Source organism: Enterobacter sp. 3U4 (genome assembly GCF_057224565.1).
On record NZ_CP136665.1, the window covers coordinates 3,018,762 to 3,040,599 of the forward strand.

17 protein-coding genes and 1 pseudogene are annotated in these 21,838 nt (G+C 54.3%); 10 read left to right on the plus strand and 8 right to left on the minus strand.

Annotation, left to right across the window (positions count from 1 at the left end):
* Positions 1-87: 87 nt before the first annotated feature.
* Positions 88-1,787 (plus strand): annotated as a pseudogene (olsF, locus tag RVY89_RS14535) (bifunctional ornithine lipid synthase OlsF).
* A 79-nt stretch (positions 1,788-1,866) separates the two neighbouring features.
* Here the strand turns inward: olsF and tauD are convergent.
* From tauD to mmuP, 6 genes are all read right to left on the minus strand, one after another.
* Positions 1,867-2,715, minus strand: a complete 849-nt coding sequence (tauD, locus tag RVY89_RS14540) for a taurine dioxygenase (RefSeq protein ID WP_484825708.1) — start codon at positions 2,713-2,715, stop codon at positions 1,867-1,869.
* Complete coding sequence (tauC, locus tag RVY89_RS14545) at positions 2,712-3,539, minus strand: taurine ABC transporter permease TauC (RefSeq protein ID WP_484825709.1); 828 nt, start codon at positions 3,537-3,539, stop codon at positions 2,712-2,714. The genes tauD and tauC overlap by 4 nt, the downstream gene beginning before the upstream one ends.
* Positions 3,536-4,303: a taurine ABC transporter ATP-binding subunit gene (tauB, locus tag RVY89_RS14550; protein ID WP_024906770.1), complete on the minus strand. Its 768-nt coding sequence runs from the start codon at positions 4,301-4,303 to the stop codon at positions 3,536-3,538. The genes tauC and tauB overlap by 4 nt, the downstream gene beginning before the upstream one ends.
* A gap of 10 nt (positions 4,304-4,313) precedes the next feature.
* Positions 4,314-5,276, minus strand: coding sequence for a taurine ABC transporter substrate-binding protein (gene tauA / locus RVY89_RS14555; protein ID WP_001018397.1), 963 nt, complete (start codon positions 5,274-5,276; stop codon positions 4,314-4,316).
* A 239-nt stretch (positions 5,277-5,515) separates the two neighbouring features.
* A complete protein-coding gene (gene mmuM / locus RVY89_RS14560) occupies positions 5,516-6,448 on the minus strand; it encodes a homocysteine S-methyltransferase (RefSeq protein ID WP_484825710.1) in 933 nt (310 codons plus the stop codon).
* Complete coding sequence (gene mmuP, locus RVY89_RS14565) at positions 6,435-7,835, minus strand: S-methylmethionine permease (protein ID WP_484825711.1); 1,401 nt, start codon at positions 7,833-7,835, stop codon at positions 6,435-6,437. Before mmuP ends, mmuM begins: the two co-directional genes overlap by 14 nt.
* Before the next feature lie 363 nt (positions 7,836-8,198).
* Between mmuP and RVY89_RS14570 the strand changes: the two genes are divergently transcribed.
* Both RVY89_RS14570 and RVY89_RS14575 read left to right on the plus strand, forming a co-directional pair.
* A complete protein-coding gene (locus RVY89_RS14570; RefSeq protein WP_484825712.1) occupies positions 8,199-9,308 on the plus strand; it encodes an AI-2E family transporter in 1,110 nt (369 codons plus the stop codon).
* Positions 9,309-9,428: 120 nt separating this feature from the next.
* Complete coding sequence (locus RVY89_RS14575; protein ID WP_484825713.1) at positions 9,429-11,213, plus strand: GGDEF domain-containing protein; 1,785 nt, start codon at positions 9,429-9,431, stop codon at positions 11,211-11,213.
* A 12-nt stretch (positions 11,214-11,225) separates the two neighbouring features.
* Here the strand turns inward: RVY89_RS14575 and RVY89_RS14580 are convergent, their stop codons facing one another.
* Complete coding sequence (locus tag RVY89_RS14580) at positions 11,226-11,630, minus strand: helix-turn-helix domain-containing protein (protein WP_023326759.1); 405 nt, start codon at positions 11,628-11,630, stop codon at positions 11,226-11,228.
* A gap of 124 nt (positions 11,631-11,754) precedes the next feature.
* The gene (locus RVY89_RS14585) at positions 11,755-12,399 is read right to left on the minus strand and encodes a TetR/AcrR family transcriptional regulator (RefSeq protein WP_484825714.1); all 645 of its coding nucleotides are present in this window, start codon (positions 12,397-12,399) and stop codon (positions 11,755-11,757) included.
* Between the two features lie 189 nt (positions 12,400-12,588).
* Here RVY89_RS14585 and RVY89_RS14590 point away from each other — a divergent pair, with 189 nt between their 5' ends.
* From RVY89_RS14590 to RVY89_RS14620, 7 genes are all read left to right on the plus strand, one after another.
* Complete coding sequence (locus RVY89_RS14590; RefSeq protein ID WP_484825715.1) at positions 12,589-14,076, plus strand: efflux transporter outer membrane subunit; 1,488 nt, start codon at positions 12,589-12,591, stop codon at positions 14,074-14,076.
* 49 nt (positions 14,077-14,125) lie between these two features.
* The gene (locus tag RVY89_RS14595; RefSeq protein ID WP_484825716.1) at positions 14,126-15,268 is read left to right on the plus strand and encodes an EmrA/EmrK family multidrug efflux transporter periplasmic adaptor subunit; all 1,143 of its coding nucleotides are present in this window, start codon (positions 14,126-14,128) and stop codon (positions 15,266-15,268) included.
* Between the two features lie 13 nt (positions 15,269-15,281).
* A complete protein-coding gene (locus tag RVY89_RS14600) occupies positions 15,282-16,826 on the plus strand; it encodes a DHA2 family efflux MFS transporter permease subunit (protein ID WP_484825717.1) in 1,545 nt (514 codons plus the stop codon).
* Between the two features lie 489 nt (positions 16,827-17,315).
* Positions 17,316-18,389, plus strand: a complete 1,074-nt coding sequence (locus RVY89_RS14605) for a catalase family peroxidase (RefSeq protein WP_484825718.1) — start codon at positions 17,316-17,318, stop codon at positions 18,387-18,389.
* The gene (locus RVY89_RS14610) at positions 18,386-18,973 is read left to right on the plus strand and encodes a cytochrome b (RefSeq protein WP_484825719.1); all 588 of its coding nucleotides are present in this window, start codon (positions 18,386-18,388) and stop codon (positions 18,971-18,973) included. Before RVY89_RS14605 ends, RVY89_RS14610 begins: the two co-directional genes overlap by 4 nt.
* Positions 18,974-19,373: 400 nt before the next feature.
* Positions 19,374-19,868 carry a putative pterin-binding protein gene (locus RVY89_RS14615; RefSeq protein WP_484825720.1) on the plus strand — a complete coding sequence of 165 codons (495 nt, stop codon included), beginning with the start codon at positions 19,374-19,376 and terminating at the stop codon, positions 19,866-19,868.
* A gap of 17 nt (positions 19,869-19,885) precedes the next feature.
* On the plus strand, positions 19,886-21,817 hold the full coding sequence (locus RVY89_RS14620) for a putative bifunctional diguanylate cyclase/phosphodiesterase (protein ID WP_484825721.1): 1,932 nt from the start codon (positions 19,886-19,888) through the stop codon (positions 21,815-21,817).
* Positions 21,818-21,838 lie beyond the last annotated feature (21 nt).

The following is a 21,838-nucleotide window of genomic DNA, read 5'->3' on the forward strand; positions in this document are numbered from 1 at the left end:
TGCTCTCTGCTCTAATCTTCACCAAACTGCAATACAACCGACATCTGCTCCTTCTACTGTCTTCGCAAGACGGCAGGAGGAGTGACCATGTTTAGCCTCGATAGCGTTCTCGACGATCTTTGGCCTCAGGCGAGGCCCGCACCCTGGCAAAAAAGTCTGTTAAAAAGACTGTTCTACGAAGACGAGTTTCAGCAATTTGCCGCAGCACACCGCCACCTGAAAGGCCTGGATATGGTGGAGCAAGTTCTGGAACACCTGGATATTCTCTGCACCGTTTCCGCCCGCGATCTCGAACAAATCCCCGAACATGGCCCGCTGGTCATTATTGCCAACCACCCGACGGGCACGCTGGACGGACTGGCGCTGCTGTACGCCGTCTCCCGCGTGCGGCGGGATGTTAAAGTCGTGACCAACCGGATGCTGACCCACCTTGAGCCCCTCAGCTCGCTGTTTATTCCGGTGGACAATATGGGCGGCAGGACGGCGAAAACATCCTGGTGCAGATGGAACAGCATCTGCAAAACGCAGGCGTGCTCATCTTCTTCCCGGCCGGAGAAGTTTCGCGCCCCACGCGCAAAGGCATTCGCGACAAAAAGTGGCACTCTGGCTTTATCAAACTCGCCAGCAAGCTGCGCGCCCCGCTGCTGCCGGTGCATATTCAGGCGCATAACAGCCTGCTCTTCTATGCCAGCACGATGGTCTCCCCGACGCTGTCAATGCTGCTTTTGATGCAGCAAATGTTCCGCCGCCGCCATAGCCAGCTGCCGATCAAAATCGGCCAGCAGATTGCGTGGCATCACTGGCACAGCGCCACCCTTTCGTCGCGTGAGATGGCCGAGCAGTGCCGTCAGCACGTGATGCGTCTTGGCAAGGGAGTGCCCGGCGTCTTTAAAACCCAGTGCGCGATTGCCCGTCCGGAAGATCGGGCCACCCTGAAACGCGCGCTGGCGCAGGCCGAATGTCTGGGCAAAACCAGCGACGGCAAAACCATCTACCTTTGGCAGCGCAACGGTCTGGAAGACGCCCCGCTGCTGCGCGAGCTGGGCCGCCTGCGCGAGATTGCCTTTCGCGCGGTGGAGGAAGGGAGCGGAAAGCGCCGGGACACCGACAGCTACGACGATGATTATCTGCACCTGATCCTGTGGGATGATGAGGATCTGGAGATCGTCGGCGCGTATCGCTTTATGCCGACGGCCATGCAGGTCGAAAAGCGCGGCGTTGAGGGGTTGTACAGCTATAGCCTGTTTCACTACGACGACAAAATGCGAGACGTGCTGGAGCACGGCATTGAGCTGGGGCGCAGCTTTATTCAGCCGCGCTACTGGGGGCGCCGCGGCCTGGACTACTTATGGTCCGGCATTGGGGCGTATCTGGCGCGTTATCCGCACTACCGCTACCTGTTTGGCCCGGTCTCCATTTCCGGTGGCTTACCGCCTGCCGCGCGGGATCTGCTGGTCGCCTTTTACCGCCTGTGGTTCCCGGCGACGCATCCGCTCGCCGCCTCGCGCCAGCCGTATCCCGCCTCCCTGCCGGACGTGCTGGCGCAGTTTGGCGGCGTGGATTACGTGGACGATCTGACGAAGCTGAAATCCCTGCTCGGCAATCTGGGCTGCGGCATTCCGCCGCTCTACAAGCAGTATTCCGAGCTGTGCGAGCCCGGCGGCGTGCAGTTTATTGATTTTGGCAGCGACCCGGCGTTCAACAACTGCGTCGACGGACTGGTGCTGGTGGATTTGTGTTACCTGAAGGCGAACCGCTACCAGCGGTATATTGAGGCGCACCTTTAATTAGCCGGGTATTTGTAAGCCGGGTTAGGCGTAGCCGCCACCCGGCAATTGTGCACCGTTTTCGCCGGGTGCGACGGAGTTAAGGACGGTAAAACGGCTTATCGCCTAAAATCGTCGCCCGCTGCATGATCCGGCGCTGCGGCAGATAGTCCGCATTGGCATAATGCTGCGTTACGCGGTTATCCCAGATCGCCAGATCGTTCTCCTGCCAGCGCCAGCGCACCTGGAACTCCGGTTTGGTGATATGCGCAAACAGGAAACCTAACAGCGCGTCACTCTCTTTTTCCGTCACGTCCACGATGCGCGTGGTGAACCCTTCGTTCACAAAAAGCGCCTGCTTGCCCGTCACCGGATGGGTCCGCACCACCGGGTGCAGCAGCGGAGGGTGCTTCGCGACCGCCTCCTGCCAGCGCTGATGTTCCTCTTGCGTTTTACGGTACTTGTACTCCGGGAACGATTTCTTGAAATCATGCTCCGCCCGCAGCCCGCTCAGCAGCGTTCGAAGCGGCGCGGAGAGCGCCTCATACGCCGCAATCCCGCTGGCCCACAGCGTGTCGCCCCCCGTCTCCGGCAGCCGTTTCGCCGCCAGAATCGCCCCCGCAGGCGGCGTCTCGATAAAGGTCACATCGGTATGCCAGTTATCGTTATCCGGCGGGTTATCGTTGTGGGTGTCGAGGACGATAATCTCCTCCACCCCTTCCGCATGCGGATAGACCGGGTGGATATGCAGATCGCCAAAGCGCAGGGCCAGCGCGCGCTGCTGCTGCGGGGTGATCGCCTGCTCGCGCAGGAACACCACCTGATGGCGCAGCACCGCGTGGTATAGTTGCTCAAACTGGTTATCGCTCAGCGGACGGGTCACATCCAGGCCCGATACCTGTGCGCCAATGTACGGCCCCAGCGGGGTAATGGTCAGACGTTCACTCATTGTATTTCTCCATGCCAGGGCGTCAGGCGGCGCTGTAACGCGCGCAGCCCCAGTTCTAATCCGAAGGCGATCGCGGCGATCACCGCGATCCCTGCCAGCACCACGTCAGTCGCCAGGAACTCTCCCGCCGACTGCACCATAAACCCAAGGCCGCGCGTGGCCGCAATAAGCTCTGCCGCCACCAGCGTGGACCAGCCCACGCCAAGCCCGATGCGCAGCCCGGTTAAAATCTCCGGCAGTGCGCCGGGTAAAATCACGAACAACAGCACCTGCGTGCGGCTGGCTCCCAGCGACTGCGCCGCGCGGATCCGCACCTGCTGGGCGCTCTTCACCCCCGCCAGCGCCGACATGGCGACCGGAGCGAAAATCGCCAGATAGATCAGCAGGATTTTTGACGTTTCACCGATGCCAAACCAGATCACCATCAGCGGCAGATAGGCCAGCGGCGGAACCGGGCGGTAAAGCTCAATCAGCGGGTCGAGAATGCCGCGCACCGTCGGGCTCAGCCCCATCGCGATGCCGACAGGAATACCAATAACCACCGCAGCCAGCAGCGCCACCAGAATGCGCGTCAGACTTGCCCCAAGATGCTGCCAAAGCGTGGCATCCATAAAGCCCTGCGGCCCGGCGATGGTAATGAGTTTGGCCAGCACCTGTCCCGGCGGCGGCAGAAACAGCGGGCTGACCCACTGCTGGGCAGCAACCGCCCACCACACCGCCAGCAGCACCAGCAGCGTACCGACGCTCAACGTAATTTGACGCGAGAAAGGCCAGCGCAGCGCCAGACGCGTACGGCGCGTTTTTTCACTGAAGACGATACTCATGAGAAGGCCTCCCGCTGTTCAAACACGCGGCTTAAGACGTATTCACGCTGTTCGATAAACAGCGGATCGGATTTGATGCTGCGCACGGGTTCCCCCGCGACGTAGCGGCGGGCGAAATCCAGCGGCAAACGCTCCAGCACGCGGCCCGGCCCCGGCGAGAGCAGCACCAGCTCCGTCGCCATAAACACCGCCTCTTCGATATCGTGGGTAATTAACAGCACCTGCTTGCCCGTCTCATGCCACAGGCGCAGCAGCAGGGTTTGCATCTGCTCGCGGGTGAAGGCGTCGAGCGCTCCGAACGGCTCATCCAGCAGCAACAGCTGCGGATTCGCTGCCAGCGCGCGGGCAATACCTACGCGCTGTCGCTGGCCGCCGGAAAGCTGCCAGATATAGCGTTTTTCCGCCCCTTCCAGCCCCACTTTTTTCAGCATCGCCCGAGCTGTTTCCAGCCGCTGTTCACGATTGATGCCCGCAAGCTGTAGCCCAAACGCCACGTTTTCCTGCACGTTGCGCCACGGGAGCAGGCCTTCATTCTGAAAGACCACGCCGCGCTCGGCGCCGGGGCCTTCCACCTTTTTGCCTTCCAGCTGAATGGTGCCATGCTGATAAGGGACAAACCCGGCGATCAGATTCAGCAGCGTGGTTTTTCCGCACCCGGACGGACCCAGCACCACCAGCAGTTCACCGCTGTCCAGCGTCAGGTTGATCTCCTCCAGCGCGGGTTTGCCACCGTAATCAGCAGACAGATTTGTAATATTCAGCATGGCGGACTCCTTATTTCACAAAACGATCGGTCACATACTGGCTGTAATCCGTCGCTACCGCGGGCACTTTGCCCTGCTCTTTCAGGAAGGTGGCGGTATCAACAATCGCTTTGTTTACCGGCCCGGTCAGCTGCTGCACCTGCTGCGCGGGGGTCAGATAGGTATTGCCCTTCACCAGCCCCGGCACGTCCGCTTCCGGCACGCCGCTCAGGCGGGAGAGTTTTTCCAGGTTGGCGGGCTGCTTCAGCCATTCATCCGGGTTACTGATGTACGGCTGCTGGGCGTCAATCGCGCTTTTCGCGAAGGCTTTCACCACCTCAGGATGTTTCTCGGCGAAGTCTTTACGTACAACCCACACGTCGAGCGTTGGCGCGCCCCACTGGCCCACTTTTTCGGAGTCGGTCAGCACGGTACCGTCTTTTTCCAGCTCGTTCACGGCAGGCGCCCATACATAGGCCCCGTCAATGTCACCGCGCTGCCAGGCCGCAATAATCGCCGGCGGCTGGAGGTTAATAATTTGTACCTGCCCCGGCTTGATGCCCCAGTGTTTGAGCGCCGCCAGCAGGCTGTAGTGGGTAGTGGAGATAAACGGCACGGCGATGCGTTTGCCGATCAGGTCTTCCGGTTTGGTGATGTTTTTCTTCACCACCAGCGCTTCAGAGTTACCGAGCTGCGAGGCGAGCAGGAACACCTCAATCGGCACCTGCTGGCTGGCCGCAACCGCCAGCGGGCTGGATCCGATATTGCCGATCTGCACGTCGCCGGAGGCTAACGCACGCACCACGGACGCGCCGCTGTCGAACTTGCGCCAGTCAACTTTCGCGCCGCTCTCTTTCGCAAAAGTGTTATCCGCCTGCGCGACTTTCGCCGGTTCCGCAGAAGTTTGATACGCGACGGTGACGTCCACCGCCTGCGCCTGAAATGCCCACAGCGCCAGTGCGCCGAGTAGTGTGATTCGCGATGAAATTGCCATAGTGCCTGCTCCCCTTGTTGTTATGAGGGCAGTATTTCCAACGCGGGAATTTTGATAAAGGAATAAAAATGAATCGCTCATAACGATTCGTTTTTAGATAAAAAGCGGGAAAGGATAGTTGGTTTTGTGCGATTCATTTTTTCCCTCTCCCCGTGGGAGAAGGTCAGGGTGAGGGCATCAGGCCGCACGAAATCTCAGAGGTAGGCCAGGTAAGGCGCAGCCGCCACCCGGCAAAAAACTCAGCGCTTCGCGTTAAGCTCAGCAATATCCTTCGGCGTGGTGCGACAGCAGCCGCCAATCAGCTTCGCTCCGGCGTCCAGCCACTGGGGCAGATACCCCGCCAGCGTCTCGCACGCTTCGCCGTGGTGGTGCCAGGTTTTAGTCACCGCGTCATAATGCTCGCCCGAGTTCGGGTAGACCACCAGCGGCAGCGGCGTCAGGCTTTGCAAATGCTTCAGCGCTGCCGTGGTGTTTTCCAGCGCGATGCAGTTAATGCCCAGCGCGACAATCTGCGGAGAGTTTGCCAGCGCGCTGACCACCTCACGCAGCGGCGTACCGTCGCTCAGGTGCTCGCTATCGCTTAGGGTAAACGAGAACCACGCCCGGGCGCGGGGATATTCAGACAGCAACGCCGCCAGCGCCTTAATCTCGGCAAAAGACGGCAGCGTTTCGCAGGCCAGCAGGTCAGCGCCTGCATCCAGCAGCGCTTCCACGCGCGGGCGGTGGAAGGCGGTAAACTCCTCGTCACTGCGCACGTAGTCGCCGCGATACTCTGAGCCATCCGCCAGATAGGCGCCATACGGTCCAACGGATCCCGCCACCAGCAGCGTGCCCGCATGCGGATTTTCCGCCAGATACGCTTCACGCGCCTTACGCGCCAGCTCTACGCTTCTGCCAATCAGCGCCCGGGACTGCGCCTCGTCCAGGCCGCGCGCCGCAAAGCCCGCAGGCGTGGCCTGATAGCTGGCGGTGATCGCCACCTGCGCGCCTGCGCGGTAATAATCAAGATGCACTTCGCGGATAAGCTCCGGGTTTTCCATCAGCACTTTGGCAGACCAGAGGCTGTCCGCCAGGTTGCAGCCGCGCGCTTCCAGCTCCGTCGCCATCGCGCCATCCAGCACCACAAACGGCTGTTTTTCAAGGAGGGCGGTAAGCGGATTATTCTGCGACATGTTCGGGCTCCTGCGATGTCATATTTCGGGTCAGGTAGTAGGCACCATAACACAGGGCGACAAACGGGATCCCGCAATAAAGGGCAATGCGCTGGCTTGGGTCAAACCACAGGCCGACGCAGGCCACCACGCAGAGGATAAAACCGAGCACCGGCACCAGCGGATACCACGGCGCGCGGTACTGCAGCGCAGAGAGCGGCTGGCCGGACTGCAGATGGCGACGACGGAAAAAGAAGTGCGACGCGCAGATGCTGATCCAGACGGCCACCACCGCAAAGCCAGAAATCGCCGAGAGTGCGACAAACACCGTGTCAGGCGCCACGACGCTTGAGAACAGCGCCAGCACGCCGCCGAGCATAGAGACCGAGAGCGCCGTCAGCGGCACGCCGTTTTTGTTCACGCGGGCAAAACAGCGCGGGAGCGTTTTCTCATTAGAGAGCGACCACAGCATGCGCCCGGAGGCGTACAGACCCGAGTTCGCAGCCGAGAGGATCGCCGTCAAAATCACAAAGTTAAAGATATCCGCCGCGTAAGGAATACCGACCTTTTCAAACACCAGCACGAACGGGCTCTTTTCCACTCCTGCCTGCTGCATCGGGATCAGCGCCGCCAGCACAAACACGGTGCCGATAAAGAAGATAATCAGGCGCGCGATGGTGGTGCGGATAGCGACCGGAATCACCTTGTGCGGATTTTCCGTTTCTCCCGCCGCGATACCGATGAGCTCGGTACCGGAGAAGGCAAAGTTCACCGCCACCATGGTCATCAGGATCGGCAGGCCGCCGTGCGGGAACCAGCCCTCGGCGGTGATGTTGCTTAAGCCCGGCGCGGGGGAACCGTCCTGCATCGGGATAAAGCCAAAGACCGCCGCCCCGCCAAGGATAATAAAGGCGATGATGGTGATGACTTTCACCAGGGAGAACCAGAACTCGCCTTCCGCAAAGAAGCGCGTTGAGATGACGTTCAGGCCAAAAATCACCACGCAGAAGACCACGCACCACGCCCAGACCGGCACCTGCGGGAACCAGTACTGCATGCAGAACCCGGCGGCGGTAAAGCTCGACCCGAGCGCCACCGTCCAGGTGAGCCAGTAGAGCCACGCAACGGTGTAGCCCGTCGCCGGGCCAAGATAGCGGGCGGCATAGACGTGGAACGCGCCGGTTTCCGGCATCGCCACGGAGAGCTCGCCCAGACACTGCATCACCAGCCAGACCACCAGCGCGCCTATCAGGTACGCCAGCAGCGTGCCCGCCGCCCCGGTCGTTGAAATAATGTATCCGGTATTGAAGAATAACCCTGTACCAATCACGCCACCCAGCGAGAGCATTATCAGGTGGCGTGTTTTCATGGTGCGCTTAAGCTGCCCATTTTCTTGTTGTGTTTGCATATTACCTTCTATACGTATGGACATCTAAACATCCAAAGAAGGTGTGTTATACCGCGATTGTTAATAAAAAGCTAGATGACCAGACGCAAACGGGCGCGCCGCGCGCTGAGTCTGGGGTGGGTCGTGAGGATCACATAGAGAATCGGACGCCAGGCCATAAGCACCTCCGCAAGCAGATACTTACAGCATGGTGCGGGAAATGGCGATCTTCGGTCAGTCGAAAGTGGTATCCGTGAAGAGCTGAATCATACCGCGACATTGCCCCACAGGCCGGGTAACGCGCGCCGCCAACTGGCGCAAGGTTGGTAAATCCTTAAATCGGTTCTATAGTCGACACAGTTTATTAGTAACCAGGACTGACTGATGCGCTTTAACGGACTGACTAAAGGTTTCTTTATTTTCATTCTCGCCCTTGTGACCTGGGCCTTCTTCGACGTGCTGTCGCCCTACTTCTCCGCGATACTATGGGCCGCCATTCTGACCGTCATCTTCAACCCGGTAAAAAACAGGCTCCGCGCCGCGCTGGGGGATCGCAACGGGCTGGCCTCGCTGTTGACCATCGGTATTATCTGCCTGATCGTCTTTATCCCGCTGATGGTGATCCTCTCCTCGCTCGCCATTGAGCTGAACGTGGTTTACACCAAACTACAGGAGAACAACACCCAGTTCCCGGAAGTGGTGGCGAGCATCTTCAACCACCTGCCTGACTGGGCCAGCGGCTTCCTGGCGGATCACAACCTGACCAACGCGGCGCAGATCCAGAAAAAACTCTCCGATGTCGCCCTGCAGGGCGGACAGTATCTCGCCGGCAGCGCGTTTCTGATCGGCAAGGGGACGTTTGGCTTTGCGATTAGCTTCGGCATCATGCTGTATCTGCTGTTCTTCCTGCTGAAAGACGGCCCGTATCTGGTACGCCAGATCCTCGACTCCCTGCCGCTGTCTGATTTCGCCAAGCAGCATCTGTTCGCCAAATTCGTCGGCGTGTCGCGCGCCACGGTAAAAGGGACGGCGGCAGTGGCCGTGGTTCAGGGCATACTAGGCGGGATTGCGTTTGCAATTGCGGGTATTGACGGCAGCGTGCTCTGGGGTGCGCTGATGGCGTTCCTCTCTCTGGTGCCCGCCATCGGCTCGGCGATTGTCTGGGTGCCCGCTGCCATCTTCCTGTTCGCCACGCACCAGATCTGGCAGGGGCTGTTTATTGTCGGCTTCTTCGTGATCGTCGTCGGGCTGGTGGACAATATTCTGCGCCCGCTGCTGGTGGGGAAAGACACCAAAATGCCGGACTACCTGATTCTGATCTCCACTCTCGGCGGCATGGAGCTGTACGGCATTAACGGCTTTGTGATCGGGCCGCTCATCGCCGCGCTGTTTATCGCCTGCTGGAACCTCTTTTCAGGGCGCGATCACGAAGGCAACGCCGAAGAGCTGGACGCGGATTTCATCGAAGAAGGAAAAAATCCTCCAGATTTGTAAGGACGTGACGATAAAGACCACACCAGGCGGCACTGTGCCGCCTTTTTTTTACGCCTTAAATTAAACGTTTTCTATAATTTGAAGAACGCCATCCTACTCATGTCGTAAAAGGATCATCTGGTGCGAATCGCGACGATAACAAACTGGGCCTATGGTGCCACGGTCTGCCTGACCATCGCCTCCGGCATTATCATGCTGTTGGCATCCAATGCTGACACGGCAGAGCGTCAAGCCGTTGAACAGCGACAGCGATTTGATCAGCTCACAGAGGATGTTGAGACAGACGCCTGGGCACAGTCCGATTTAGCACGCCTCTATGTCATCAAAAAAGATCCGCAGACGTTAAAGGAATACAATCAGTCAGAGAATAACCTTAAGAACATTGAGATACGGCTGGAAAAACTGCGGGACAACGGCGCATCAGATGATGAACTCTCCCTGCTGCGCGAAGGCATAAAAATCATCGATGAGCTGCAGGACGAGCAGCAAACCGCCCTCGCCAGCCTGGAACGCGGTGAAGACGCCCAGGCCGTTGCCTTGCTCTATGGTCAGCCCTATGAGCAGGAGCTGGATCGCGCGCAGAATCAGATCGATCACTTTCGCCAGATACTCGACAAGCGCGTCATCGCCGCCGTTCAGGAGGCGACTAAAAAATCGAAAGCGCTGCGTACCGCCTCTGAGCTGACGGTCGGCCTGACCGCCCTGCTGTTCCTGTTTGTGCTTGGCTTTATATTGAAACGCCGGGTGCTGCGCCCCGTGGTGCGCCTGAGCGACGTGGTACACCGCCTGGCATCCCAGGATTACGCGGTTGAAACGCCCAACTTCAACCAGATTGATGAGATAGGCGATATGGCTCAGGCCATCAGCATCTTTCGTGAAAACGGCCTGGCGCGACAGCGTCTGGAAAAAGAGCGCGATGCCGACTGGGCCATCCGCGAGCTGCTGGCTCGCATGACCCAGCGGCTGCAGGGGTGTGAGAACTTTAACGATGTGATTAATGTGGCAGAACTATTTGCCCCCAATATCGCGCCGGGGATCGCGGGCCGGCTCTACGTCCTTGACCGCGAACCGTGGCAGATGCGCTGCGTCGCGCAGTGGCTTTCGCCGATTGGTGAAGAGACGACGTTCCACCCGGACGAGTGCTGGGCCGTGCGTCGCGGGCAGAGCCACCCGCCGGTAAACGGCGAGCCGGATATTGCCTGCTACCACCTTCCGGCCTCACAGGCGGAAAGCGCGCTTTGCGTGCCGCTTATCGCCCAGGGAGAGGCCATTGGCCTGCTCTCCTTCCAGAACATCACGGCGGATAATGCCCCTTCCCGCGCGTACCTGGAGCTGATGGCCGAGGCGCTCGGGCTGGCGCTGGCCAACCAGCGACTGCGCGACGCGCTGCTGGAAAAAGCGTTGTTTGACCCGCTCACCGGCCTGCGTAACCGTCATCATCTGGAAGATACCCTGCAAACCCAAACGGCACAGGCGATACGCACTGGCGTGCCGTTAAGTTGCATGATGATTGATATCGACCACTTCAAGAGCATTAATGACCGTTTCGGCCATGAAGCGGGCGATCTGGTGATCAAAAGCGTGGCGTCAATTGTTCAGCGGGCCGCACATGACAACGGACTGGCATTCCGCTACGGGGGCGAGGAGTTTCTGGTGCTGCTTTCCGGTGCCGATGAAGCAGAAGCGTACGCCTGCGCGCAGAAGATTTACACCGGCGTGCATGAGCTGTCGCTTCGCTACGGGCTGACCGAGATTGGGCCGGTGGACGTGTCGATTGGCATTGCCAGCTATCCGCAACATGCCCAGACCGACAACCTGCTGCGCGCTGCGGATGTGGCGCTATACCGGGCAAAAGAGCTGGGCCGCGCGCGGATTGTGAGTTTTGGGATGCTGGAGGCGGGTTAGCGGATTTTCGCTTTAGTCGCGCGTCACCTCTGTAATCAATATCGACAAGCCATTCATGTCATGACTTTTTTTAGCCATCTCACGGTATTTGGTTGGGGAGAGTCCATATTGGTTTGAGAACGCTCTGCTGAAGGTGGACGGCTCTTCATAGCCTAGCATTGTAAATATATCTGAAACAGAGAGCTGCGTATGTCTGAGCATATGCGCGGCTTTTTCAAGTTTCCGGCTGCGGATATAGAGACCTATACTTATGCCACACTCCTGGCGAAAGTTTCGTTGAATATAAGCCAATGAATAACCGGATTTTCGCGCCACATCCAGAACGGTAATGGGTCTGTATAAATTCGAGTCAATCCAGTGAGTCAGGGACTTAATTACAGTTTCACGATCTTTTAAGAGAGTAAACTTTATACACATAAGTATCCACGAAATTTTATTTACAAGAAGGCCGCTGGCAACGTCATCCAATGACAATTGAAAATAATATTTCCAAAAAGAAAAAATCACCCTAATAATAGGGTGAGAGAATGCTTACTGTATTTTAGTGAGATGTCTTTGCAACATCCTCATTTTGTTCAGGACCATACAACTTCATAAACGCATTAACGGAGGTCTGCGCTTTATTGACAATTTCACTTTCGTCCGGCTGATCCTTTCGTGCTTTTAAAAGCAAGGGTTCAAGGATACCGGCCTGGAGAAGAGAGCGAAAATACTCAGCAGCCAGCACTGGGTCATCTTTTCTTAAAATATTTTGATTCATTAAATCGGTGAAAAGCGCCGATACGTTTGAACGAAGTTTTTGCATTCGTTCATAATACAACTCTCCAATTCCCGACCTTCCGGCTTCGGAAATCATTAATCTTTGCAAGTCCACAATATCCGGTGAACAAATATAGCGTAAAAAGGCAACGGCAAATTGCTCGATGACCAGCTGTGGTGATTTTCTGAAAAGGCGCACCTGCCCTGCAGTTTCAATAGTCATGCTCTTAATATACTGTTCTGTTTCAGAAGACATGCATTCTACAAATAGCTCTTCTTTCGAAGAAAAGTGACTGTAAATTGTCGATTTTGAGCCACCCACAATCGCGTTGATCTCAGAGATAGACGTAGCATCAAATCCTTTTTGTCGAAACAGCCCGGATGCAACTTCCAGAATCTGTTGCCGTTTAAGCGCTCTTTTATCCATATGTTTCCTCGGTAGTTTAGGTGTTTGGCCGCTCGCCAACACTTTTTGTTATCTGATTTCGGAATCACGTCTGTGAGTAGGGTTCGTAATCGTACCGACGAGTACATTTTTATTTGACGGCGCTCAGAAGTCAAGATATAAATCGTACCGTACTGTACGGTACTGCATTTGGACTACTTGATGAACAGCATGATGAGCGTACTGATGAAAGGTTTTCAGGAGGCACTCCCGAAGTGTCGTATTTCCGGTTTAACCCGGTCCAGGATAGTGATGGGCTGTGTTGTCTTTTCCGCCATCAGCATGAGCGGATGCGCCATGATCCCCGATTTCGGCACCCCACCGCCTATGAAGACGGTCACACAACTTAAAAGCGATCAAAGTTTCCCACATCAGAACGGCCAGTGGCCGAAAGATGACTGGTGGAAAAAATACGGTGATGAGCAGCTCAACGGACTGATTGATGACGCGCTCAAAAATTCCCCCACGCTTAACATCGCCGACGCTCGCGTGAAGCAAGCGCAGGCGATGACGCAAAGCGCGAGCGGATCGCTTTTCCCCGAGGTCACCGCTAACGCCAGCTTTATGCGGGACAAAATGAGTTACAACTATGTGACGCCTGAGAGCGCAACACCCCAAAACTGGAACAGCTATGGGCGCACCACGCTGGATATGAGCTGGGAAATTGATTTTTGGGGTAAAAACCGCGCGGCGCTCGCGGCTGCAACGTCAGGTGAAATGGCGGCAGTCGCCGAAAAAGCGCAAACAAGACTGGTGCTGTCTTCGTCTGTTGTTACCGTTTACGCGGAGCTGGCGCATTTATACACCGTTCGCGAAACGCTTAACGATACCCTGACGATACGAACCAGTACGCTTACGTTGTTCCAGCAACGGCATGACGCGGGGCTTGAAGATTTATCCAGCCTTCAACAGGTTGAGACGCGTCAACTCAACGCAAAAGCAAACCTGGTGGCAATAGATGAAGCGATTGCGATCAAAAAACATGCCCTCGCCGCATTGATCGGTGACGGGCCTGACAGGGCGCTGGCCATAACCGCGCCTAAGGCAACGCTTTTAGCGCATGAGGACCTTCCTCCCAATATTGCGTTGGATCTGATTGGTCGCCGTCCCGATATTGTCGCGGCACGTTTACGCGCAGAGGCGGCAGCAGAGAAAATCAAACAGAAAAAAGCCGGCTTTTACCCGAGCGTTAATCTGGTTGCCTTTGCCGGATTCCAGTCATTGGGTATTAACAACCTTACCCGGAGTGGCTCAGCAATTGGCAGCTTTGGCCCGGCAATATCGTTGCCCATATTTAATACGCAACAGCTACAGGGTGATTTGAAATATGCCAGCGGTGAATATGACATTGCGGTGGACGTTTATAACGACACGTTAACGAATGCACTTCGTGAAGTGAGCGATGCGCTCACCAGCAGAGCCTCTCTTAAAGACGAGATGCTTTATTCTCAGGCCGCAGTCGCGTCAGCAGAAAAAGCGTATTCGCTCACCAGACAAAGGTATGAAGGAAAAGTTGCTGATTATCTTGACGTCTTATCCTCGGAAGACGAACTGGTCGCTGCCCGCAGAAAATTAGCCGACGTTAATTCTCGTGCCTTTACGATTGATATCGCATTAGCGCGCGCATTAGGCGGCGGATATACCTCGAGCAAACAGTGATTATTTAACACCAGGTTAATAACTAAATAGTGGAAAGAAAGGAAATAAAATGAGTCATTCTGCAGCGATTGAAAATCAAAATATTGAATCATCCGATATCAAAAAGAAAAAGAGAAAACGTTTGTTCTCCTGTCTTGCAGTAAGTATTGCGCTTGCTGGTGCAGGCTCTTTTGCCTGGTGGGAATTCGTCGGTTCCCGGTATGTTGAAACCGATAACGCCTATACCGATGTCGAATCAGCCCAACTCTCTTCTGCCGTTACCGGTACGGTAAGCGCCATCCTGGTCACGGATTCCCAGGTGGTAAAAAAAGGCGATGTTCTGATCCAGCTGGATCCTACCGACGCAAAGTTAGCCCTTAATCAGGCGGAAGCAGATCTGAATCTGTCCATTCGGCGGGTAAATGGATATAAGGCCACCGACACAAAACTCGGCGCTGAAGTTGTGGCAAATGAAAAAGAGCAAAAACGCCTGCTGGCCCAGGTTGATGCCGCAAACGCTGACTTCCAGCGCGCAACGGTTGATCTCAAGCGACGCGAGGCGCTCATGCAGACAGGCGCGATTTCAGGCGACGAACTGACGCGTATTCAAAACGTTTATGCTTCCGCTCTGGCAAACCTGAATGCCGCTAAAGCCGCCGTGGCGCAAGCCGATGCAGCAAGACAGGCGGCAGTGGGTGCAAGACAGGCGAATGCCGTGATGATTGAGGATGCAAATACCGAGACCAACCCAGAAGTCGCTCTCGCCAGAGCAAAGCGCGATCAGGCCAGACTGGATCTGGAAAGAACCGTGATCCGTTCGCCAGTCGATGGCGTGGTTGCTCGTCGCCAGGTCGAGCTTGGGCAACGTGTCCAGCCTTCCACGCCGTTATTGTCCGTGGTGCCGGTACAGCAAATTCACGTCAATGCCAACTTCAAGGAAGTTCAGCTCCAGCATGTGAAAGTGGGGCAGAAAGTGGAGCTGGTGAGCGATCTGTATGGCGACAACGTTTCATTCCATGGAACGGTAGAAGGCTTTGATGGCGGCACCGGCGCAGCGTTTTCAGTTATTCCTGCACAGAACGCAACGGGTAACTGGATTAAGGTTGTTCAGCGTTTGCCCGTGCGCATCAAACTCAATGCTGACGAACTTGCAGCACATCCGCTGCGGGTTGGGCTGTCCATGAAAGCGACAGTTAATTTAAAAAGTGAATAACGGAAACCAGGCTATGTCTACATTCGTTATCGATAACCAGCCGCCTTCGCTGAAGGGCGGTATGTTATGGGTGGGTGCCCTGGTTCTTGCAATGGCAAACTTTTTAGCCGTACTCAATATGACCATTGCAAACGTCACTCAGCCCAACATGGCTGGCGCCCTGGGCGCAGGAACCAGCCAGGGAACCTGGATCATTACGGCCTATGCCGTGGCTGAAGCCATAACGGTGCCGCTATCAGGATGGTTAACCACCCGGTTCGGCGGCGTGCGCGTTTTCTGCATTTCCGTGTTCATGTTTGGCATTTTTTCTTTGCTTTGTGGCCTTTCCACTTCGCTGGGAATGCTGCTGCTGATGCGAGTTTTTCAGGGCATGGCGGGAGGTCCCCTGATGGCCTTATCACAAACGTTACTGCTGCGTATTTTCCCGAAAGAAAAATCCATGCAGGCGACGGGATTATGGGCAATGACCACATTGCTGGCGCCCGTTATAGGCCCGGTTCTCGGTGGCTGGATTTGCGATCATTACAGCTGGTCGTGGGTGTTTATCATCAACGTTCCGATGGCCATCGCTTTTTCAGTCATCGCGTGGTCAGTATTAAAAATCTTCGAAGATGAGCTGGTTAATAACGCTATTGATATCGTTGGGTTTGTTTTACTGGTTATCTGGGTTGGCGCACTGCAGATCATGCTGGATGAAGGGAAAGACCTTGACTGGTTTGCCTCAGAAGAAATTTGGGTTCTGGCGACTGTGGCCTGTATCGGCTTTTTAAGTTTCTGCATCTGGGAGCTGACCGCTGAGCATCCGATTGTCGATATCAGCGTTTTTCGCCATCGTGGTTTTTCGGCCAGCATGTTTGTGCTCGCGCTTGCGTTCGGGTGTTTTTTTGGTCTGAATGTCCTCACGCCTTTGTGGTTACAATATAACTTAGGGTATACAACAACATGGGCCGGGATTGTGGTGGCCTGGGGTGGCCTTCTGCAGGTGGTCTTTTCTCCGGTTGCCGCTAACCTCTCCAACAGAATCGATCCGCGCATTCTTATCTTCTTTGGCTGTGCCTGGCTCGGTCTCGATACCTTCTGGCGCGCCTATGCGACGACCGATATGGACTACTGGTCCATCTGTGTCCCCTTGTTATTCATGGGGGTGGGAATGCCGTTGTACTATGTCCCGATTACGGGCCTTGCAATGGGCTCGGTAGATGAAGCGGAAATGCCCTCGGCAGCAGGGTTAATGAACTTTGTCCGAACGTTATCAGGTGCGTTTGCCACATCGCTCGTGACGACGTCATGGCAGGACCAGCGCTATATTGCGCATGACAGGCTGGCGTCCGTCGTTGACCCGACAGGCGATCTTTCACAGTACATCAACTCGGCGCCTCAGCAAGGTGGGCAGTTTGTTCGGGAGCTTTTTGACAAGATGGTTAACAGCCAAAGCATGATGCTATCTACCAATAATCTGATGATGTCGATAGGCGTCATATTCTTTATCGCTGCTTTTGCTATTGCTTTAGCACCGAAACCCTCTCGCGTTGTTGATGCCGCATCTGTAGGACATTAATCGTTATTCAGCACAGGGATGTGGGCGTCAAATAAAAGAGAAATTTTGATGGATGAAAAACCAGGACTTTCTGTACAGAAAAAGCGTTGCTTAATATCCGGAATATATTTTTCAATATATAAAAAAGTGGACGCTTCCCAGTGGAAGAAGCGTCCTAAATCAGGCAATTATTCAGACACAGATTGAAACCGTTAACTGACGATCTCATCGATAATATCGCATACTCCCTTCTGTTCATTATTTACATTTTCTGCCATCACCTACCTGTTTCGCCACTCTTTCTCGCTGGGTCACCGGCTCGGTCACAACTTACGACACGATAAGTAAACAGGTCTTTTTGGCAGCACAAAGGTTTAAACTTTTCGTGATATTCTTTCTTTACGCCCCTTAGTTCCTATACTCGAGCCATATTCGCCACTGTTTTAACACCTGTCACGCGCAATACGTTGTGCATGACAGGTGAAGATATTTTGTTCTGGAAAAACGTCTATGTCGAAACTGGATTTGAGGTCCAAAAAAACCTGGGGCGCGCTGGCAGCGATCGCGGTTGTCGCCGGTACGCTGGCATCTGCTTTTGCATGGACGGCGGGCTGGCTTGGGTCGCGCACTGTAAGCCAGGCACTGGTAGGGGAAACACCGAAACCCTTCCCGCCGGGTTTTCGCCGCGCGCATGGAAAAGGCATCTGCTTTGCCGGCACCTTTACGCCAAACGGCTCGGGGGTTTCTCTTTCAACCTCCCGCCTCTTCTCACAGCAGGAAGTGCCCGTGGTGGGCCGATTCTCTATTGGTACCGGCGATCCTCATGCCCCGGATAGTACGACCAAAACCCTGAGCATGGCGCTGCTGCTGAAGACAGATGACAAGCAACAATGGCGGATGGCGATGAACAACGAGCCTTTCTTCGCCACGCACAGCCCGGAAGGTTTTCTGGCCTTGCGAAAAGCCACGGCCGTTGACGCGGCCACCGGAAAACCCGATCCGCTGCGTCTCGCAAACTTTTTGAAAGCGTACCCGGAGGCGGAGAAATACCTTAAATGGGCGGCACAAAAACCCGCGCCCGGCAGCTTCGCGGGCGCGACGTTTTACAGCATTAACGCCTTTTACCTTGTGAACGCGCAGGGGGAGCGTCAAGCCGTTCGCTGGATGATGCGTCCGCACGAGCCTTTCCTGTCGATAAGCGACGAGCAACGCCAGAAAGCCGATGATAACTTCCTGTTCGAAAATCTGCGTCAGCGCCTGGCGCAAAAGCCACTCTACTGGGATTACGTTTTGCAGCTCGCACAGCCGGGCGATCCGGTGGATGACCCTTCCCAGCCATGGCCGGACGATCGCAAAAAGGTGGTAGCCGGCACGCTGGAAGTAACGCGGGTCGAAGCACAATCTACAGGCGCGTGCCGCGACGTTAACTTTGATCCTTCTGTCGTACCTGCAGGCGTTGCGGTGTCGGAGGATCCCATCTTAAACGCCCGCTCCGCAGCCTACTCCCACTCTTTCAGCCGCCGTGAGCGGGAAATCGGCTACGGCAAGGCCACCGAAGCCGTGCAAAAGCAGGAGGTAAAATGAGCTCAAATAAAGATATGCGAGAGCACGTGCCGCAGCATTTCAATACCCTGGCGCGATGCCTGCACTGGCTGATGGCGGTGATGATCCTGGCCATGCTTTTCATCGGTACCGCGATGATGACGTCGTTACATCACCGGATTTGGTTAATCGACCTGCACCGGCCGCTGGGTATCGCCATTTTACTGCTGGTACTGGTTCGTCTGGTCAATCGACTTTTGAGCCGCACGCCCCCTCTTCCTGCCGATTTGCCCGTCTGGCAGGTGCTTGCCGCAAAGGCATCACACTGGATGCTGTATGGGTTAATGCTGGCAATGCCGCTGCTGGGCTGGGCGCAGCTGTCGGCAGCGGGCCTGCCGATTGTGATGGTTGATGGCGTCAACCTGCCGGCGATTGTCCCGACCAGTCCGGCACTCTATGCCTGGTGTCACGACGCACATAGCCTTCTGGCAAAGTTGCTTTTTGCCGTGGTGCTGATCCATCTCTCCGCCGCACTCGTTCACGCGTGGATCTACCGGGACGCAGTGTTTGCCAGCATGGCGAAAGGGGGTAAGTCTGCGTCAGTCACCCGGGATGACGTGACGTAAGGCAAGCGGCAGGTGACACGCACAATCAGAATGTTCGTGTCCTCGCCTATCATCGCCATCCTGAAACTGCCGACAAAACCGGGGCGCGTATTTAGTCTCCAGATTCGCGCTCCAAAAAGCCGCGGACACCCCACAATTATCGTGAAAGATAATATCTCTCAATTAAAGCGATTACTTTTTAAACAGAAGAGCATTTATGCCCGCAATTTTAGCTTTTATCAAAAAGTTAAGCGTCGCTCGAGTATCAAACACCCTGACACCCCAAACGCCTAACTCATTGATTAAAATGAGTTTACATCAATAAAAACGATAAAACCCCCTACTCTCCAACAAAATATATCAACTCGTGTGATATCTAAATTATAATTCTTATACTTCTGTTAAAAAGGTGGAGGTCAAAATGCGATTAACCCTACTGCTGTTATGCTGTCTGGTACAAAGTGTAACCTGGGCTGGCGACCTGCCAAAACCAGTTGGTAAACCCATTTTAACGATTTACGGTAATATAGAAAATACCAATGAAAATGGAAAAGCAGTGTTTGATCTCGCCAGCCTTGAAAAACTCGGAGTAGTGAGTTTCGAGACGACTTCCCCCTGGTATAACGGTCGTACGAAGTTTGAGGGTGTCCCCATGAACAAGCTCATGGATTATGTGGGTGCAAAAGGTACGAACGTTAATGTTATTGCGCTTAATGATTACTCAACCGTCATCCCTCTTAGCGACTTTAAAAAATACAACGCCATCCTTGCCTTAAAAGTCAATGGCGAATATATGCGCATCCGCGATAAAGGCCCATCGTTTATTGTATACCCCTATGACAGTCTTCCTGAGTTGAATAATCAGATTTATTACTCACGATCAGCATGGCAGGTAAGCAAAATGAAGATTGAGTAGTCGTTCAGGAGAACATAATGAACAGGATACTGGTTGGTATCATTTTTTCTCTTTTTATCACGACAGGATATATTGCATACCTTGTTTATGATCGACAGCAGGAATTGCAAAAACTGACTCAATACACTGAGTCCTGGTCCGTGGCACAACTGGTATCAGAGTATTACCGTTTTGAATCATGGCTTGGTCTATACGCAACCGATACTGATGACGTTACGATAGACCAGGTCCGCATGCGCCTCGAAATTATGCTCAGTCAGGGCGATTTAATGAAAGGGGGCGATTTAGGTCGCTACATTGACAGCGATAAAACGCATCAGGAGCTCGCTCTACGCCTAGAAAAAATACTGGCCTATCTTGATAGCCATCTTGAAAAAATGAGTCATCCAGAGTTACAGGCATATCTGACAAATATGCATGAGCTCGATGCTCCGCTCAGCCAGCTGTCAGCAACGGCATTAACGAAAGATATTAATACGGTTAATGAATCCAACAAAAAAATACAAATCCTGTATTATATTTATTCCGCACTTTCTTTGCTTCTGGTAATTTTAAGCTTTATTCTTGGCTTCTTAATGATCTACCAGAATAAAAACATTCTGAAAGCACACATGCAGGTTAAAAGCCTGGCTGACGAACTTCAAATATCAAAAGAAAAACTGCAAATTCAGAACTCGAAGCTGGAGTATGATGTTTATCATGACTCCCTCACCGGCATGAAAAACCGCCTTTTCTTCTGGGACGATCTCAACAAAATTAATCTTCAGGCAGATAAAAACCACGTCCCCGTCACCGTGATGTTATTTGATTTAGACCGTTTCAAAGAGGTCAACGATACCTATGGCCATGATACGGGAGATTTGCTGCTGAATCAGGTATCCCGACGGCTGACCTCAATGAGCAGCGCAACGGATACGTTTTACCGTTTGGGCGGCGACGAATTTGCCCTTCTCTCCAGCGGACTCACCGAAACAGCCGCCGTTTCGCGCGCCAAAGAAATCAGCGATCATATCAGCCAGCCCTATACGATTAACAACCAGCTGATAAAAATTGCCACCTGCGTGGGTATCGTATTATCAGATAATGAACGACGCTCTGATTATCTATACAAATTTGCCGATCTGGCCCTCTACGAAGCGAAAAAAGAAGGTTCGCAGCAGATCAAAGTCTTCCGGCAGTGGATGCTGCAAAGACTGCAGGAAAGCAGAACCCTTGAACATGATATGGCTCTGGCGATCGATCACAATGAATTTGTTGTGTATTACCAGCCTATTGTCGACTCATTCAGCAATGAAATTTACGGCTATGAAGCGCTTATTCGCTGGATACACCCGGTGAAAGGGATACTCGCGCCAGATTATTTTATTTCCGTCGCTGAAAAAACGGGAATGATTAATGAGATCGGCAAGTCGGTGCTTGAAATGGCCTGCCGGGAAGCGGTGTCCTGGGCGGTGCCGGCCAGGATCTCAGTAAACGTCTCACCCGTTCAGTTAGGCAGTAAATCGTTTACCACGATGGTGCAGTCCATTCTGAAAGAGACGGGGCTACCGGCCAGCCGACTTGAGTTAGAGGTGACTGAGTCTTCGCTCTTCAGTGACAGCAACATGCCGATCACTATTCTCAAAAAGCTAAGAGCACTGGGCGTAAAAATTTCCATTGATGATTTCGGAACGGGATATTCCTCGCTCTCACGACTGAGTGAACTTAATTTTGATAAAATTAAGATAGATAAATCCTTTGTGAATCCGATATCCACGCAGGATGATGCCCTTAATATCGTTAAGTTGATTACCGGCATGGCGAAGAGCCTCAATATGCGGGTCATTGCAGAGGGTGTTGAAACCGAAGCGCAGCTTGAACGTCTTCAGGCGCTTGGCTGCGATCTCGTGCAGGGATACCTGTTCGGAAAACCACAGGCTGAGATTGACAGGAAGATTAGATACGGTTGAAATGGTTGTGCGGTTGTTTCT